A 17,770-nucleotide genomic window follows, 5' to 3' on the forward strand; every position below is an offset into this window, starting at 1 on the left:
ACAAATGAAAGCACTTTATTCATTCAAATTACTAAGCCTACTGATAACCCTCAATATCCTTATCAGTTGTACCAAGACAGAAACCATAACCGAAACTATTACGGAAATAGTAAACGACACTATTATAGAAACCAGAACGGACACCTTGGCCCTTCATCTTGACCCTGCATTGGTAGCTGAGGGGAAACAAATCTTTAGATATGACACCTTTGGGGATGAAGCCTTTTGGAGCGGAATTTTGCATTTGGACAAGGCCATACTTGGAGAAGCCAATGGCGGTTACGGGGATGGGGTTAGTCCTGCTACCGCTTTGGGAGTAGGATTAAAAGTAGACTCCGAGGCCTTACCTGCAGAATTGGTAGCGGCAATTCAGGCAGACCAAGTAGATCTTAATGATCCGGCAACCACCATTGCACTGCTTCAATTGAACGCTGTTGTGGGGGTTAAAGGAACCTTTGATGATAACGGTACTATGACGGCAGTGGGAATCAATTGTGCATTGTGCCATTCAACGGTAGACAACTCATTTACCGATGGTATAGGAAAACGTCTGGACGGTTATCCCAATAGGGACCTTAACGTAGGAGGTATTGTAAATTTAACCGACAACAAGAAATTCTTGGCGGATTTACTTCATGTAGATGAACCCACCGTAGAAACTGTACTTAATGGATGGGGACCTGGAAAATTCAATGCAGGACTTTTTGTAGACGGTAAAGCACTACGTCCGGACGGAAGTATTGCTGCCAACCTACTACCAGCCGCATATGGACTGCAAGGTGTAAACCTAGCAACCTATACTGGATGGGGAGACATGGTTTATTGGAATGCCTTTGTAGCCAACTTGGAAATGCACGGTCAAGGTAGCTTTACCGACTCTAGACTGGATAATGCTCCCCAATTCCCAATAGCTGCAGAAAACAATTTTGGAAACATTGTGAACGACCAAGATTTGATAACTTCCAAGCTTCCAGGTTTACAGGCCTATCAGCTCTCGCTAACAGCACCAACACCTCCGGAGGGGAGCTACGATGCCACGGCCGCAGCAAGAGGCAAAGAATTGTTCGATGGCAAAGCAAATTGTGCCAGCTGCCACATAGCCCCCATATTTACCGATGCCGGATATAACCTTCATAGCGCAGAGGAAATTGGTATAGACGACTTTGAGGCAAAAAGATCGCCCACTGGATTGTATAGAACAACTCCGCTTAGAGGACTCTTTGCCAGAATGCAGGGTGGATTTTATCACGACGGTAGATTTGCGACCCTCAACGACGTCATTAACCATTATGATACCCACTTTCAATTGGATTTAACCGCTCAAGATAAAACCGATTTAGAGGAATATTTAAAATCAATATAGTTTTAGTTGCTCTTTTTACTTATTGGCTAGTGTTGAAAATGCCCATGACATTCGGATTAATCCTATATGTTGATGGGCATTTTTTTTATAAGTAGATATGAACCGCTTATATAAATTTTCCTAGGGTTTAGAACTTATTACCTGTTTGGATGTATCTTTTTTTAACACCTATGGCAATTAGCTGTTTGCTAATGTCCTTCTCGAACAATCTGGGCCCACAAATATAGAATTGCTGATGTAGATCCTTGATATTTTTTTTTAAGATATCCATATTGATCCTGCCATAAATGGAATTTGGAGATTTTGACCTACTAAGGATATGGATGCAATTCCTTCCCAAAACCTTCTTCAATTTCCCATAAAACAAGATATCTTCCTTAGTCCGATTGCCATATAGTAAAACATGTTCTTTTAGCAGATCCTCACCTTTGGCTTCAAGTTCTTTTAAAATAGGTAAAAAAGGGGTTATTCCTGTGCCTGCTGCAATGAAAACTCCGCGACCTTTGTAATTATAGGAATCCCATGGTTCAGTAATTTGCAAGGTTTCCCCAATCTTTAATGTAGACATACCATAGGTAAGGCTGTCCACCTCTTGGTTAATCTTTACGATCAGTTCCAAGTGAGGATCACTACTAAGGCTGGTTATAGTAAAGGGGGCAATCGCAAGTTCATATCCAGGCTTTGCTATACTTAGTTCTATGGCCTGTCCAGGCTTATGGACATATCCATATGGCTTTTGAACGCAAAAACGGATTACGTTATGGTTGAGATATTTTTTTTCTAAAATTTTCACGCTATAAGGAAATGTAAAGCCCAACTTCTAAAAATAAGTAGTTACCTTATTTTGATGAAAAGAAGTCTTTCTGGTTACATTTCCACTTGTGAATCCGTAGATTAAGGATTTTCGTTATTGGCAGCTACCTTTTGGTAATAGTCAATAAGTACCAACTTCCCATCCCCTCTCCTTAAATATCTTTTAAGTATTTTTTGCACGTCGTTGTTATCGGCCATGGGAGTAATATACTTATCATATTCCTTGAAGCCCTTCATCTTTATTTTCTTGGGCAAAAATCCAAACCCCTTGTATACCCCTTTTTCCACCATAATAACCGATTTCTCATTCATGTTTCTTCCCTCTGCTTTAATCAAATAGGTATTTTTATCTTCAGTTAATGGCATCAAGGCTTTTTCCACCCGCTTATTGTAAGATTCCGCCGGTTCCATATCCAGACAAATACCATGACACTTTTTAATGTGAAAATGAAAACAGACACCTGAAATCTGCTGTAAATTACAATGTAGGGAACACAGTTCATAAGTTTCGCACAATTCCTCCAAAAATGACCTACACTCCCCTTGGTTGTAAAAACAGACCAATGGCGATTTTAGTTTGCCCAATCGATCATAAAATAGATTTGTAATTCCGTTTTTGTCCATTTTTGCCCCTATCCCATACCTATAACCGATCCGCTTTTGCGCCCGATTGAATTTAGGGAGGTGTTTTTTTATTTCATCCGACTCCAATAACAGGGCTACCAATTCGCTGCCCGTATGGGTATAGTCTATGTGCACTGTTTCAAAACAAAGCCGCATTTCTTTATGCGCCTTACTATAGACATGGCTCAATACCCGTTGTTTAATATCCTTGGCCTTGCCCACATAAATAATCTTTCCCTCCGCATTCTTAAAATAATACACCCCGGTAATATTGGGAAGGGCGGCCACTACGGATTTGGGCCAAAGAGGCGGTATTCCCGAATCTCCGGATTTTTGACCCAACATGAAATTAAATACACCATTGGTGTCCAAATCCCAAAGCTTTTCCAATAATCCAACCGTGGCTTTTGCTTTATCCAATGCGCTTTGTACATGACCTACATTAATTCCTAAATGATTGCACATAGCCCCTAAACTATAGCTTTGTTGTCCAGGAATTAGTTTACGGGACAATTTAAGCGTCGATATTTTTTTGCGTTTGTATATAGCTCCTAGTGATGCCAACTCATTTTTTATACCGTTGAAATTGAAATTTACATGGTGGGAAATAAAAATACAGTCCTTGGTAAGTTCTACAATTTCTTTGGCCAATTCATAGAATTTGGGGGCGCTCCGCACCTTATCATTATTGATACCATTGCGACGCGACACCCTATATTTAATGGAAACTTCGGGATTTACCAAAGAAGAAAATTCCTTTATTATCTTTTCGCCATCGTGAATAAGGATGCAGATTTCGGTAATCTTATTATCCTCTCCCCGCAATCCGGTAGTTTCTGTTTCAATTATGGCGTACACTAACTATAACAATTTTGGAGTATAAAATTAAAAAAGAATAACCCAATAGGATGGCTTTTCTTGTATTTAACATTTTCGATTTAATTAATTGGTTCTTGGTCCTCGTTAGGTTGCCGAGTGGACAGATGATTAAAAAAGGTGCTAACCCCCTATTCGAATTTCTGAATACAGAATATATCGACAACAAAAAAATAGCCCGCTATGAGTGTGTATCTATTAAATTGTGAAAAGCCGATTCGATGGATCCATTTAAAAAAACAAACAAATTTACGGGTCCAAAGTAAGGTTCCTGTTCTAGATAGGTAATACCCTTGGTATTAATTGGAAACAAACTTCAGTCCAATAATGGAACATATTAAGGTTGTAATAAAGAAAATCCTCCAAAAGGTGGCCGGCTCTTTAAATACCAGAATACCCACCAATACGGTCCCTACCGCCCCAATTCCCGTCCATACGGCATAGGCGGTACCTATTGGCAATTCGCGTGTTGCCCTCACCAACAGCAGCATACTAATAGCCAAACAAAGCAAAAAACCAATGTACCAATAAGTCGCTTCTGCGCCGGTAGACTCTTTGGCCTTTCCAAGACAGGCTGCAAAAGCCACTTCAAAAAGGCCTGCAATGATTAAAAAAATCCAATTCATAAATATCCTTTAGTTCTCTGATCTAAAATTATCTATTAGTCAATATTTATTATTGGTTCCTTCATTAAATACCCTAAGGACACCAAAAATTGATCTGCTTCGGCAACAGTACTTTTGTAGGCTTTCTGATTGGCATAATTAAAAAATCCATGCCCTTCCCCTTCGTACAATTTAAGATCGCACCTACTTTCCACTTTTTCCATGACCATTTTAAAATACTCAGCTGTCACCACTGGAATCAAGTGGTCCTTGGTTCCCTGGAAGATGATGGTTGGGGGAGCCCCCTTTTTAATATTGTGGAGAGGCGAAAAATCTTTATATGCATCCCCTATCCTTTCGTACCCATACCCCCCTGGACCATTATCCACTACGGGGTTAAAAAGCACCAAGGCATTGGGAATGGAATTAATGGAGGTGTCATCGGCAGAATCATTGTACCCTTCAATAAAAGCCGTTGCGGCCGCTAAGTGTCCGCCTGCAGACCCACCGGAAGCAATAATCCTGGTGCTGTCTATATGGAATATTTTGGCATTTTTTCTTATAAATCTAACAGCCGATTTGGCATCCTTCAAGGATTCGAAGGGAGTTGTTCCATTTATTTTTGAGGTACGATAGTCCGCTAAAAAACAAACCATGCCCCTTCTGGCAAAATATTTGGCCTGATTCAAGAATTGGGATCTTTTCCCCCCTACCCAACCCCCTCCAAAAAAGAAGACCATGGCCGGATAATTTTTGGAAGAATCCATATTGGGCGGATAATGTACTTCCAAAAACAAATGGGTCGTATCCACTTTTTTATAAAGAATTTCTTCTTGGGAATTACACATTTGGGTACTGAATAGGGTACCAATTATTAAGACAATAAATAATTTTAAACGCATTTACGATTTTTTAGGAAAGCTGCCTTGCAACAGCCACATTCAATAATTGAATTTATGGTCCTAAGATAGGAAAACCTCAAAACATCTTCACGGTATATTCTACCTCAGCTTAAAATCCTTAAAAAAAATCCAGTAACACCCCTGAGCGCAGAAAAAGGTATCTTTAAAAATAAATTTAAAATTTTCAGCAATATTGATAGAATTAGGTGCCATAATCTATCCCTTGCACTGGTAATGATTTTGAACCACCTAATTCAAAAAGACCTTTGAAGCTACCCAAGTAAATTCCCATTCTGTGGGAAGTTTGAAAAACAACCTACTTCCCCCCATCCAAGACTATAGGAATGGTCGTAATGATCATTTCATCAATGAGATCTTCTTTAAGTGTTCTGGATGGTTATCCCCCCATCTAAATAGGGCCTATGGTATCCCCTTTTATGTCTTTTCACCAAGGTTTCCGCTAAATTCCCTTTGTCCAATTAGGCTTTGCCCCTATACTCCTCGACTAATACTTCCAAAGTGCCGATCACTATAAAATTGGGCTTGGCGTAAGGCCAACCCCCTCCAAAACCACAGACTGTTTCATACGTTTTACAGCCATCACCAAGGCATCCCCTTGGGATAAAAAAGGTATTAACCCTCAGGGCAAGCCTGTCTGCCGACAAAGGCAGGCCCTGAACCCAATAATAGGAATCAACCCTAGGGGCGAGGTATTGAACCTAGATCCCGCCGAAAAAGGCGGGATTAGTTCAACTTGCAATTTTCAGTGCGTCTTACTGACTTCTCAAAATTGAGTTTCACTAATAAATTCATATAAGCCCACATCCGATTGGTCGGGATTGGGAATAGCAGCAATACAAAGGACCATTCCCTTCAGCGATATAACCGTCCAAGCTAGTGGCTATAAAGACCAAATTTCTTTTTTCCATAAGGTAAATTTAAAACTAAAGGAGATATTTTTCATTTAGAAATTGGCTCTTAGCAAAAAGTAACGGCCACATCTATTAATTAAGGCCTCATTAACTCCCATTTCCAAATAAGGCCATCTTCACAGCTTTCAACTTCTTCTATTTTAGTAAAACCACATTTTGTTAAAACTACTGTGGATGCATTTGATTGACCCAAGGTATGTGCCAAAATTGATTTGACCCGATTATCCGTAAACGCCTTCAAAATTAATCCACTTGCCATTTCAGTAGCCAGCCCCCTGTTATTATATTTCGGAGCAATTTCATAACCCAATTCAACACTACCTTCCTTAGTTGGACTTCCCTTAAATCCACCACTTCCAATCAGCATATTATCCAATTTATGAATTGGAAAATAGGTCCACCACCCCAATTCCCCTGGCCTGTCTAAAATTTGGTCCAGAGCATACTGCAAAGCATCTACCCCAAATGCAGTCCACTGCTCCGCTAGGGACACTCCTAAAAGGTTAGAAAGTTGTTTATTTCCCTTAATTGCCATTTTAAGCATTTGGGCATTACACGGAACCAACCTCAAATTAACTGTTTCTATGACCATATTAGCTAGCATACTTTATTAAATTTCTATATTGTTTCCCAGCAGGTACCGCACTTATCCTTTATGGATGATTTTCATGGTCTGTTCCATAATTTCGTCCTTACCAGATAAAATCCCCTTTATTGTAGGTTGCACTTGGTAATGAGGAACAATTCCTCTATCTGTAAATTGATTATCTTTTACTGCTGTGTAATAGGACATTAAAGGAATCCCCAATTTCATCTTGGAGTTCGGGAGCGTAACTATGGCAAAGGCTCCACTATTATTCCCATAATATCCACCTCCTGTTTCCTCCCCAATGAAACTGACCCTATCCAGATCGTTTGCCACGGCGCAGAACTCAGAAGTTACTGAAAAACTGGCTCCGTCTATTAGTACATATACCTGACCCATAAAAGGATACTCTTGTGGTATTTGTAGCTGCAGGTTTACATTGTGCTCCCAACGGAACTCCCCGTCTGCAGTTTGGGTTATCATTGTCCTTAACTGCTCATATCCATCCGGTAGTTGTGCGTGGTCTACAAATGAAAACCTTTCATTGGTTGCCACTACCAATTTGTCATAATACCTAAATTGGGCATTTACCAAATAGGACAACAATAGTGCCCCATAGGCATCCTTCCCCCCTTCGTTGCCTCTCAAATCCAAGATCAAATTTTGAATATTTTTGGTGTTGATGTCCGTAAATGATTGCTTTAGAAAGTTTTCAAAATTATATTTCCTTTCATCTGGCCAGAAGGTACGTATGGTCAAAACGGCCGTCTTCGCATTCTTAAATTCCAATTGATAGGGTAAGTTGTTATATTGGGCAGTATCCCTTTCCATTACCTTTTGAACGGGAACCGTAGGCAACTTCATTTTGACCTTCCTCCCTCGCCGCATATAGGTGATATCAAAATGGCTGTGGGATTTGCCCTCCTCCAAATAGAAATTGGAAAATAAGGCATTAAAATACCTGTTAAGCTCATGATACTTGAAGGTTTGATTGCGCCCGTCAGAAAACAGATTGTTCATTAAGCCATCAATTATCTCCTCCATAGCTATTCCATTAATGGCTGTAATTTCGGTACCTGGCTCCAATGTAATGTTAGAATCATAGCTATAGTGAACATAGGCCCTGTTATTCTCTAGAAAAAGTTTTAAAGGAAATAGGGCTGCCGTATTGTAATAATACATAAATTCCTCGTCCTCCGAAGGTATTAACTTGGTGTGGCCACATCCAATTTTTGCCAATATAGGGTTCAATAATTTATAAAACTCCTGTTGGCTAAGTGGTTGATCAAGTTCCTTAAAAATTGTCTCAAAGCCTGAATCCATTGATGATTTGGGTTCATACCGGTAAATACCGGGATGGGCCTCCTCCAAGGCCGTCCTGAAAAGTTCAAAGTCTTCCTTTAATTGTGGGGGATCCATGGCGCTTTGGGCATCCACCACTGGGGCACCTATAATTTGGGTCATAAAGAGCACCAAATGCCATAATAATTTTGGTTCCATAGCTTTAAATAATTAACCAATCCCTTACCTCTATATTTGGTAAAAGCATTATCTAAAAGCAAAGATCACAGGATCCGTCATACCCAACAATCACATAAGAATGTGATATTTTATGAGAAACCCTATGTATTACCCAGATTTTCACGAGCGCATTAAAAGTGACCCATTTACTATATGTACCAATGGGGAATTTTTCACATGTTTATGCTATTTCAAGGACGACCAACCAAAACTATATTTGTACTGTTGTTTACCATTTAAATTTCAGGTAGGGAACTCAATTAAATCCTTGAATAAAATGGTCCTTGAATCAATAAAATAAAAATGGAGTTATTCATCAATCAATAAAAGGTATTAAACCTCAGGGCAAGCCTGTCTGCCGACAAAGGCAGGCCCTGAACCCAATAATAGGAATCGACCCTAGGGTAGAGGTATTGAACCTAGATCCCGCCAAAAAAGGCGGGATTAGTTCAACTTGCAATTTTAAGTGTGTCTTACCGACTTCTCAAAATTGAGTTTCACTAATAAAATCGATTAAACAAAAACAATCATGCTTACATTATTTCAAATTCTTATCAACTTTTTAATTGAGCTTGGGGTTACCTTTCTATTGTAAAAGTAACTTGGATTCCAAGTCGCGGAAAATGACCGGCCTATCAAGGTGTAATATCCGTTTTTTTTATACTTGGGATATCCAATCTTTACGTAATTTTATAATAAACCACCTGGCTGCATGGGCATAAGGATCCTTTATTGTTTACTATGTTTCCAAGCCTTTCTATTTGGACAAAATTCCTATGTCTTTAATAGATTTTCTACCGTGGATGGTCTGAACACCAATAAAGTTAAGTGTGTTTGGCAGGACTCCATCGGATTTCTATGGATAGGCACGGAGGTGGGCATACAGCGTTTTGATGGGAGAAAATTCATTTCATATGCCGGTCCCGAAAATTACCAGTTACCACCAAGCTTGGGTGTGGATCAAATTTTAGATGCTGGCAATAGCAATCTTTGGTTATTGCAGGGTGGCCAGATAGGAAAATTCAACACAGTGGATTTTCATTATACTCCGGTACCCGTTAGAAGTTATGGGAGCATTCCCCCAAGGTCGGAATTTAAACTGTTTATAGATAGTAAGAAGCAGGTATTTCTCTGTGTATCAAAATATGGTCTTTTATGGTACGACGCCAAATCCAACGCCTTTGTAGAGTCCAATTTACCTATAAAGATTCCTAGAGATTGGGGCGTCGTTTCCCTTTTTGAAGATAGGCATACTGGAGAATATTGGATCTGTAGTGAACGGGGGCTAGCCGTATACAAGAGTTCTAGAGACGAGGTCTTTCACCGACTCAACAATCCGGAGGACATACCAATACTGAACAACAAGGCCATTACCAATTCCGTAGATTTCATCAAGGACCAAAAAGGCACTTGGTGGCTAACCTATTGGGATTTTAATTCCCATCGGGAACACCCTGTTCTCCTGCATTTCGATCCCAAAACAAATCAATATCCCACAGATACCTTAAGAAACCATACGACCACAAAAAAATATACCGTTCTAAAGCAAATTTTAGAGACCCGTAATGGGCAGATTTGGATCGGGGGTGAGAATTCCCTATTGAGCTATGATAGTGACTTGAAAGGTTTTTATCAACATTTCAAAGCCAACCCCCTGGAGTTCGATATTAGATGTAATCAGGCCAGGCATCTCTTTGAAGACAGGGAGGGCAACATTTGGTTTAGTACGGAAAATGGGCTGTATGTTATAAATCCCAATCAAAAGGATGTATATAGCCTTGTGGTGATAGATGGTCTTGGACTGGACTCTCCAGTAAATGCCATATTGGAAACCAAGACCAAGGAGAATTGGATTGGTACATGGGGCAAGGGTATCCTTTTTTATGACGAGAATTTCAATAAACTGGGAGGAAACCCCTATACGGGTCTGGGAACGGAATCCATCACTCTATATTCTTCCATTTGGGACCTTCAACAGCACAGTGAATCGGGAAGCGTTTGGTCTGCCTGTCAGGGGGGTAGACTGGCCGTTTTTGATGCAAATACCAAAAAGGCGTTACATTGGTTACATCCCCCCATATTTAAACAATCTACAGTACGGCAGGTGAAGGAGGATCAAAACGGAAATCTTTGGTTTGGAACGCAAAGTGGGCTATTGGTAAAATGGAAAAAGAACGACCCCATTACCGATACCAGTTTTGAAGAACTCCACAATTTCAACACCATTATTTACAGACTTTATATAGATCTGCAGGGGCGGTTATGGGTTGGGACCCATAAGCAAGGTGTTTATGTAATTGATGTGGAAACCAACGAAATCTTATTTCATTTTAATACAGTATTCAACGATAATTATGGGATAATGGACAATACCGTTTCCGATATCCAACAATATAACGACAGTATTTTTTTGGTGGGTGCCGAAGCATTGAACATACTTAACATCAACACCTCCGAGGTAAAGAAAATTACATCTTACGACGGACTCTATGGATCCAGGGTATTACAGTTAATGTTGGATAGGGAAGGAATAGCCTGGATGATAACCAGTAATGGCCTTAGCAGCTATAATTATGAAAAAAACATCATAAGTTCCTATAACAACCTTCATGGCGTTATCTATGCGGAAAAGACCAATAGTGCCAAATGGATGATGCAAAACGGGGAGATATGGTTTGGAGGGGAAGATGTTGTTTTTGGCTTTTCACCCGAAAAACTAAATTATAAACAAAAACCGCCCAAGGTAAACATTACCGATTTTAAACTCTTTAATACTTATATGCCTTTGGATTCGATCATGGCCCAAAAAGAAATCGTATTCAATCATTATCAAAACTCGTTTACTTTCTATTTTTCCGCCCTAAGCTTTTCCCAACAAAGAAAATTACAGTACTATTATCGCATTCCAGGGGTGAACAAAGACTGGGTAAAGGCCGAAATGGATATGGCCGCCACCTATACCACCATGCCTTCAGGAAAATATACCTTTCAGGTAAAATGCATGAACCTCCAAGGTCTGGAACCGGATGAAATTACCAGCATCGACTTTAGGATACGCCCTCCCTTTTATCGTACCTGGTGGTTTATGGCCCTGCTCCTATGCACTGGGGTAGGAATGGCCTATTTTATATACAGACTTAAGGTAAACCGCATCTTGGCCGTTGAAAATTTAAGGAATAAAGTAGCCAGGGACCTGCATGATGATATGGGCTCTACCTTGAGTACCATAAACATTCTTAGTTCCATGGCCAAGAGTAAAATGAACAGCGATACAGTAACCAGTAGCAACTACCTCTCCAAGATTACGGACAACAGTCAAAGAATGATGGAGGCCATGGATGATATTGTCTGGAGCATAAAACCGGACAACGACAACATGCACAGGGTTATTGCAAGAATGAGGGAATATGCCACAGGCATCCTGGAGGCCAAGAACATAGAATTTGATTTTGAGGTAGAGGATAAAATAAACGATTTAAAACTGGATATGGAAGCCCGGCGGGACCTATTTCTTATTTTTAAGGAAGCTATCAATAACATCGCCAAATACTCCCATGCCAAACGAGCAGAGGTTCAACTAACCTATAGGGATAAGTGGCTCAGAATGCAGATCATGGACAACGGTATTGGGTTTGAGACAGAAAAAGCCGACAGCGGAAATGGTCTGGACAATATGGTTAAAAGGGCATCCAAAATGAAAGGAGAATTAAAAATTGACAGTAATCCGGATCTAGGTACGGAAATTTGTTTGAACGTTCCTGTACCTTAGAGGACATTTAACATCTTTATGTGATTTTCCCCTATGGATTTCCTGTCTAATTTTACAAAAAGCACAATTATGATTAGGATAGTAATATATGAGGATAACCCCCAATTTCGGGAAGGGCTTACCATGTTGATCAATGGCAGTGATGGATTTTCCGTTTTGGCATCGTACAGGAATTGCAATAATGTAGCCGCGGAAATGGAAAAATGGTCGCCCGATGTTATTTTGATGGATATCAATATGCCTGGTACCGATGGTCTGGAAGGATTAAGGAAAATAAGGGAGGTTAACACCGAGGTCAAAGTATTGATGCTTACCGTCTTTGACGACAATAAGAATGTTTTCGAGGCACTTAGGAACGGGGCCAATGGATACTTGCTCAAAAAAACCCCACCGGCAAAATTATTGGAATATATACAAGATGCCACCTTGGGTGGAGCTCCCATGACTTCCTCTATCGCTACACAAGTGTTAAAAATGTTCCAAGTAATACCCCAGACCAAGAATCAGGACTATTGCTTAAGTGAAAGGGAAACAGAAGTCTTGCAACTTCTGGTGGATGGCTACAGCTATAAAATGATTGCTTCGGAACTTTATATAGCCATTGACACTGTTAGATCACATATCAAAAAAATATACGAAAAGCTACACGTAAACAGCAAAAGCGAAGCCGTTGCCAAGGCCTTTAAGGATAAATTGCTATAACATATTTGCTTCCAAACCATTTAAAAATCCTCGGATTTCACATACTTATGCGATTGTAAGAACCGGGGTAGCGCACTTCCTTTGTCCTGAAAAAATTTGAAACTAAAACTCAATATCAGGCAATGAAAACAAAACTTTTTACTCTTTCAATCCTCTTCTTAATGTTCATTGGATGTTCCGATGATGATCATTCTGAAATTCCTAAGAACACTTTGGAGGCAGATGCCTCTATTGAAAATCAAGGGGACATCTTTACTGGTCAGGCTGTAATCCTCAACGGTTCCAAGTCCCTGGACAAAGCCGGAAAACCCTTTCAATACCTATGGAGCCTTAAAGCCAAACCGAGTGGAAGTTTAACCGAATTGACGGAAGAAACCACGGCCCAGCCAAAATTTACTCCTGATAAGGCCGGGAACTATTCTGTGGAGCTAAAAATTTTCAATGACGGATTTTATGATACGGATGCATTGGTGGTCTTGGTAAAGAAGCAGAACACCCCACCTGTACAAGAAACCATACTCATTTCAGAAAATATTACGGAACGTCGCCATTTGGCAAACGTTTTTGACGACCCCAATAAATTTGATTATTTGGTAACTGGCGATATCCATGTAACGGCATTGCTCACCATTGATCCGAACGTGGTCATTGCCTTTGAGGAAAACACGGCAATGTATATAGACAATCCAGGGGCCATTATCACAACCGCAGCCGCCAGTTCATTTATCACCTTTACTGGTAAGAACAAGGTTCCAGGGTATTGGAAGGGCTTAATTATCAATTCCAATAACCCGTTGAATAAATTGGACAGAACAACCATTGAATACGGGGGCGGAGCTATTGCCCAAGGAATGGAAGTTGCTACTAGCTTGGGTATCGACAATGAGGGGCCCGGACACCTTAATTTGGTATCCTCCATTATCCAACACAGTGCTTCCTATGCCATGGCCGTAGAAGTTGGGGCCAAATGGAACACCGAATCCTTTAATGTGTACAGGGACAACAACAAAATTATTAGAGTACCTGCCTCACAACTGGGAGTGGTATCGGCCCTGTCCCAAATACACAACAATGAAGTAAATATTATCCAGGTCATTGGTGACCGAATCTATAATACCGAAGAAACTGTTTGGAGCAATTTGTACGATAGTACGTTTGACCTTAAATATATCGTAGAAGGAAAAATAGAGGTTGTTTCCGGCCTTAGGATCTTGGAAGGTCTGGAACTGTACATGGATAGGGATTCGGAGATAAATATCACCAAAAAGGGCTATATGGTGGCCCTTGGAAGCAATCAACACCCAATTAAATTCCGTGGTAAGGAAGCCACGGACGGAGGATATTGGAAAGGTATTTCCATAATGTCCGACGACATGAGAAATGAATTGGACAATGTGGAAATATACCATGCAGGAAGTGAGGTAATGGACGGGTTTCAGAACAGGACAGCTATTGGAATGGCAGGGGCCAATGAGGCTAAGTTAAAAGTGTTCAGCTCCAAAATTGTGGCAAGCGGTGGCAATGGTATTTATGTTGAAAACGGAGCCGAACTTGTGCACATAGACTTTGTTAAGTTTCATGATAATCAAGGTCCCGCCATGTCCATGTCCGCGAATCAGGTAAAGAAATTAAGGGATGGAGCGGGAATGGAGTTTATGGGCAACGGTCATAATGGCGTTGAAATTATTGGGTCTACCCTGTTCAATCCAGATGGTAGCGAGACTGTTTGGCCAGCCTTGCACTTTGGTGCCAGCTATTTGGTGAGCGGTAATTTAGGAGTTCAATCCGGTTTAAAAATACTTCCTGGTGCCATTTTCAAATTTGCCGAAGATAAGATGTTTGGAGTGTTTCCCAATGGCTATTTAATTGCCCAGGGTACCGCAAATAAAAAGATTGTCTTTACCGGGGCCAATGCAAGCAAAGGATTTTGGAACGGGATCCGAATCCAATCGGACAGTGCCAAAAACCTAATGGACCATACGGAGGTACTCTATGCCGGAAAAACCGAAATGCCCGGGGTTTCCAAAATAGCGAGTATTGGCCTAGATGGGGATTATATGGCCAATTTAACCCTTAAAAATTCCACGATTGCACATGGCCATGGCTACGGAATTGCCTTTGAAAACCGCAATACCTCCATAAACCCTGATTTTAATATGGTAAACCTTTTTGAAGACCTAAGTCTTGGAGACATTTCCCTGCCCTAGTAGATTACAGTGGGCATATCATTATAACTTTTAACCTTGGGTTGTAAAATGGAATACTCGTCAAAGATGTGATTAATGGCCCTATGGGCAAAGGGGAATCTATTAACTTCCACATGATTATGCGATTGTGGACTGTTGATCTTCAACCGACCTTTGTCATCATTATTGATTATAAAAAATATAGTTATGAAAGCTTTTGATAATTACCGAAGAATTCCCTCAGAATCCAAGAAACACGCTTTTTTCTCACAAATTAAATATGGAAAAAGAAGTCAATGGTCGGCCTTAAGACGCTTTACGGCAAACCATTGATAAAAAACACGATAGTTTAAAAAATCTCTAAAAAATGAATAATGAAAAATCCAAGTATTGAATTTTACAGAAGATGTATATATGTCATCTATACTATTTTCCTCATCTATCTACTATTAACGGCTCACAAATAATTAAACAAATAAGGGAATGGCAACGTCATTTAAAATAAATTTTCTCATTGCATTTACCATATTTTCAATTTCCTGCGAAAAGGATACTATAACCGTTTCAGAGGATGTAACCTCCAAGGACCATGAATTCTCTGGCTACACTTCCTTGGAGGTTAACGATAACTTTAATATCTATATAAGCTTCTCGGATACTGAAGAGAAATTGCGGGTCGAGGCCAACGATAACCTTCACGAATATATCTTGTTAAACAAGGAAAGCAATAAGTTAACGGTGAAGCTGGACAAGGTTCGAAGAATCAAAGGAAAGGAAACCTTAAATGTGTTTATTACCACCAAAAGTATCAACAATTTTACCATTAAGGGAAATACCACATTGGAACTTGAAGACCCCTTGGAAACAGATAACATAAAAATGTACCTAAGTGGAAATAGTTTCTTTTCCGGGACCTTGACAGCAGAAAAGCTTGATCTTGTATCCAAAGGAAACTGTATGATAGAACTCTTGGGAAGTGTAAAAAATATGGACATGGATCTAGGTGGTAACTGTGAACTATCAGATTACGACCTAAGCGTTGACAGCTTAAAAATTAATCTTTCCGGTAATAGCAATGCCTATCTAACGGCAAACAACTCTATTTGGATCGATGCCAGCGGAAACAGTGTGTTATCCTATAAGGGCAATGCCACCATTACACATAAAAAACTTTCCGCTGATTCCAAAATTGTAAAAATGGATAATTGAAGTGTACTTTTATTGGATGTTAATTAATCAGGAAGAATGACCCCTGGTGCCTTTCTGTAAAGAATAATGGAGAAGACCAACAGGTAGCAGGCATTCCTTGGCTACAATAGAACACTCCCTGTACCCTTGTATAATAAGAGGCCTATGCATTTACAATTTCAGTAAAGTGTATAGGCTTCTTCTATGTTGTATTTCTTTAAAAGAAAAAGTAACTACCCCACATCCTATTCCAACCAGTACATTTAATAGATAATCAATTACGAGGTATTGTAAATATAAAATCGCTTCCTTTATCTTCCTCGCTTTCAACCCATATCTTACCTCCTAGCTTTTCAATAAATTCCTTGCACAATACCAATCCAAAACCCGAGCCTTTTTCGTTGAGGGTCCCCGGCAAGGAGGTATTGGTAGCTATACCGAACAAATTCTTAAGGGTTTTTTCATCCATCCCAACACCTGAATCGGAAACTACAATCTTAACGTAATCTTCCTGCTCTATTGCAGAAACCCTTATTTTGCCGCCTGGCCTACTATATTTAATGGCATTGGAAATAAGGTTTCTAATGACAGTCTTCAATATTTTTTTATCGGAATTCACTTCAATTTCATCTGCTGCGTTTACCTCTATGTAAAGGTCTTTCGTCTGGGCCAAGGATGTTGAGAGTTCCAATATTTCATGGATAACAGCAGATACACTTGTTTTTTCTGATTTAAAACTGATTTGACCGGATTGGGATTTTGCCCAATCCAATAAATTTTCAAGTAGAACCAAGGTATTTTTGGCAGTAGTATGTATCAGTCCCAAAGGCACTAGAGCGTTCGAATCTTGCGATTTTGATAACTGTGACTTCAAGATACCGCACAACACCAGGATATTATTAAACGGACTTCTTAAATCGTGGGCAATGATAGAAAACAATTTGTCTTTTGTAGCATTTAGTTCCCTCAATTGAATTTCACTCTCCTTCAAATCTTCCTCCGCCTTTATCCGTTCGGTAATATCGCGTATTACCCCAACCAAAAACTTCTCTCCGTCTTCATCTACAAATCTCGACTTCCTCGTTGAAATAATTTTCTTGTGGTCCTTACTTATGGTTAGCGACTCCTCATTTATATTATCTACACCATCCGTAAGTACCTGCTTATCTATTCGCAAAAAACTCTCCCTCTCATTCGGAGGAACACTTTCGGCTAGTGTCTTTCCTATTATTTTGGCTCTTGGAAGGTTGAACAGATTGCAAAAAGCATCGTTGACCAAGACTAACCTGCTCCCCTTGTCCTTTACAAATACGGCATCCCCCATATTGTTGAGAATGGTATTGGCATATTTCTCATTTTCATCCTTTCCCTCTTCACTTTGAAAGGCCAAAAGCGATTTAAGGATTTCATTTTGTTTTTGAAGTTCGGCAATCTGATTTTCCAGTTCGCGACGTGACTTATCCTTTACTCTTTTGATTCGCTTAAAACGGTTATATAAATTATACCAAATCAAATTTTATAATTTTAGGCCATGACTGTAAAACTACGATTTTCATAAATTATAATGATATCAAATTATCATAGTTTTCCACTTTAACGGTTAAAATAAGTTCAACTTATAGTTATGGATGGAGTTATATAAAGATAATATTCCCTATTTCCATTAGTAGTTCAACCATAACAAGACAATTACAGGAGACTTG

Annotated in this window: 12 protein-coding genes; 5 read left to right on the top strand and 7 right to left on the bottom strand. The window is 39.7% G+C overall.

Annotated features, from left to right (window positions below; translation table 11 throughout):
* The first annotated feature begins 4 nt into the window (after positions 1–4).
* Entirely contained in the window at positions 5–1,363 is a 1,359-nt protein-coding gene (locus tag QSE00_RS09400; protein ID WP_110356032.1) for a hypothetical protein, read from the top strand.
* Between the two features lie 127 nt (positions 1,364–1,490).
* On the opposite strand, the gene QSE00_RS09405 is transcribed toward QSE00_RS09400, so the two are convergent.
* The 6 genes from QSE00_RS09405 to QSE00_RS09430 form a co-directional block, all read right to left on the bottom strand.
* Positions 1,491–2,156: a ferredoxin reductase domain-containing protein gene (locus tag QSE00_RS09405; RefSeq protein ID WP_286105740.1), complete on the bottom strand. Its 666-nt coding sequence runs from the start codon at positions 2,154–2,156 to the stop codon at positions 1,491–1,493.
* A 101-nt stretch (positions 2,157–2,257) separates the two neighbouring features.
* On the bottom strand, positions 2,258–3,658 hold the full coding sequence (locus QSE00_RS09410; protein WP_286105741.1) for an exonuclease domain-containing protein: 1,401 nt from the start codon (positions 3,656–3,658) through the stop codon (positions 2,258–2,260).
* A gap of 317 nt (positions 3,659–3,975) precedes the next feature.
* Positions 3,976–4,302, bottom strand: coding sequence for a DMT family transporter (locus QSE00_RS09415; protein ID WP_110356035.1), 327 nt, complete (start codon positions 4,300–4,302; stop codon positions 3,976–3,978).
* Positions 4,303–4,337: 35 nt separating this feature from the next.
* Positions 4,338–5,183 (bottom strand): alpha/beta hydrolase, encoded by an 846-nt coding sequence (locus tag QSE00_RS09420; protein WP_286105742.1) that lies wholly within the window; start codon positions 5,181–5,183, stop codon positions 4,338–4,340.
* A 1,008-nt stretch (positions 5,184–6,191) separates the two neighbouring features.
* Positions 6,192–6,650, bottom strand: a complete 459-nt coding sequence (locus QSE00_RS09425) for a GNAT family N-acetyltransferase (protein ID WP_286105743.1) — start codon at positions 6,648–6,650, stop codon at positions 6,192–6,194.
* Positions 6,651–6,761: 111 nt separating this feature from the next.
* On the bottom strand, positions 6,762–8,201 hold the full coding sequence (locus QSE00_RS09430; RefSeq protein ID WP_286105744.1) for a S41 family peptidase: 1,440 nt from the start codon (positions 8,199–8,201) through the stop codon (positions 6,762–6,764).
* 733 nt (positions 8,202–8,934) lie between these two features.
* On the opposite strand from QSE00_RS09430, the gene QSE00_RS09435 reads away from it, so the two are divergent.
* From QSE00_RS09435 to QSE00_RS09450, 4 genes are all read left to right on the top strand, one after another.
* On the top strand, positions 8,935–11,991 hold the full coding sequence (locus QSE00_RS09435) for a ligand-binding sensor domain-containing protein (protein ID WP_286105745.1): 3,057 nt from the start codon (positions 8,935–8,937) through the stop codon (positions 11,989–11,991).
* 69 nt (positions 11,992–12,060) lie between these two features.
* On the top strand, positions 12,061–12,693 hold the full coding sequence (locus QSE00_RS09440; RefSeq protein ID WP_110356086.1) for a response regulator: 633 nt from the start codon (positions 12,061–12,063) through the stop codon (positions 12,691–12,693).
* 122 nt (positions 12,694–12,815) lie between these two features.
* Complete coding sequence (locus tag QSE00_RS09445) at positions 12,816–14,900, top strand: hypothetical protein (RefSeq protein WP_286105746.1); 2,085 nt, start codon at positions 12,816–12,818, stop codon at positions 14,898–14,900.
* 462 nt (positions 14,901–15,362) lie between these two features.
* Positions 15,363–16,088, top strand: a complete 726-nt coding sequence (locus tag QSE00_RS09450) for a head GIN domain-containing protein (RefSeq protein WP_286105747.1) — start codon at positions 15,363–15,365, stop codon at positions 16,086–16,088.
* 253 nt (positions 16,089–16,341) lie between these two features.
* On the opposite strand, the gene QSE00_RS09455 is transcribed toward QSE00_RS09450, so the two are convergent.
* A complete protein-coding gene (locus QSE00_RS09455) occupies positions 16,342–17,580 on the bottom strand; it encodes a PAS domain-containing sensor histidine kinase (protein WP_286105748.1) in 1,239 nt (412 codons plus the stop codon).
* Positions 17,581–17,770 lie beyond the last annotated feature (190 nt).

It is taken from the genome of Arenibacter flavimaris, assembly GCF_030291335.1.
In the GTDB taxonomy this organism is placed as follows: domain Bacteria; phylum Bacteroidota; class Bacteroidia; order Flavobacteriales; family Flavobacteriaceae; genus Arenibacter.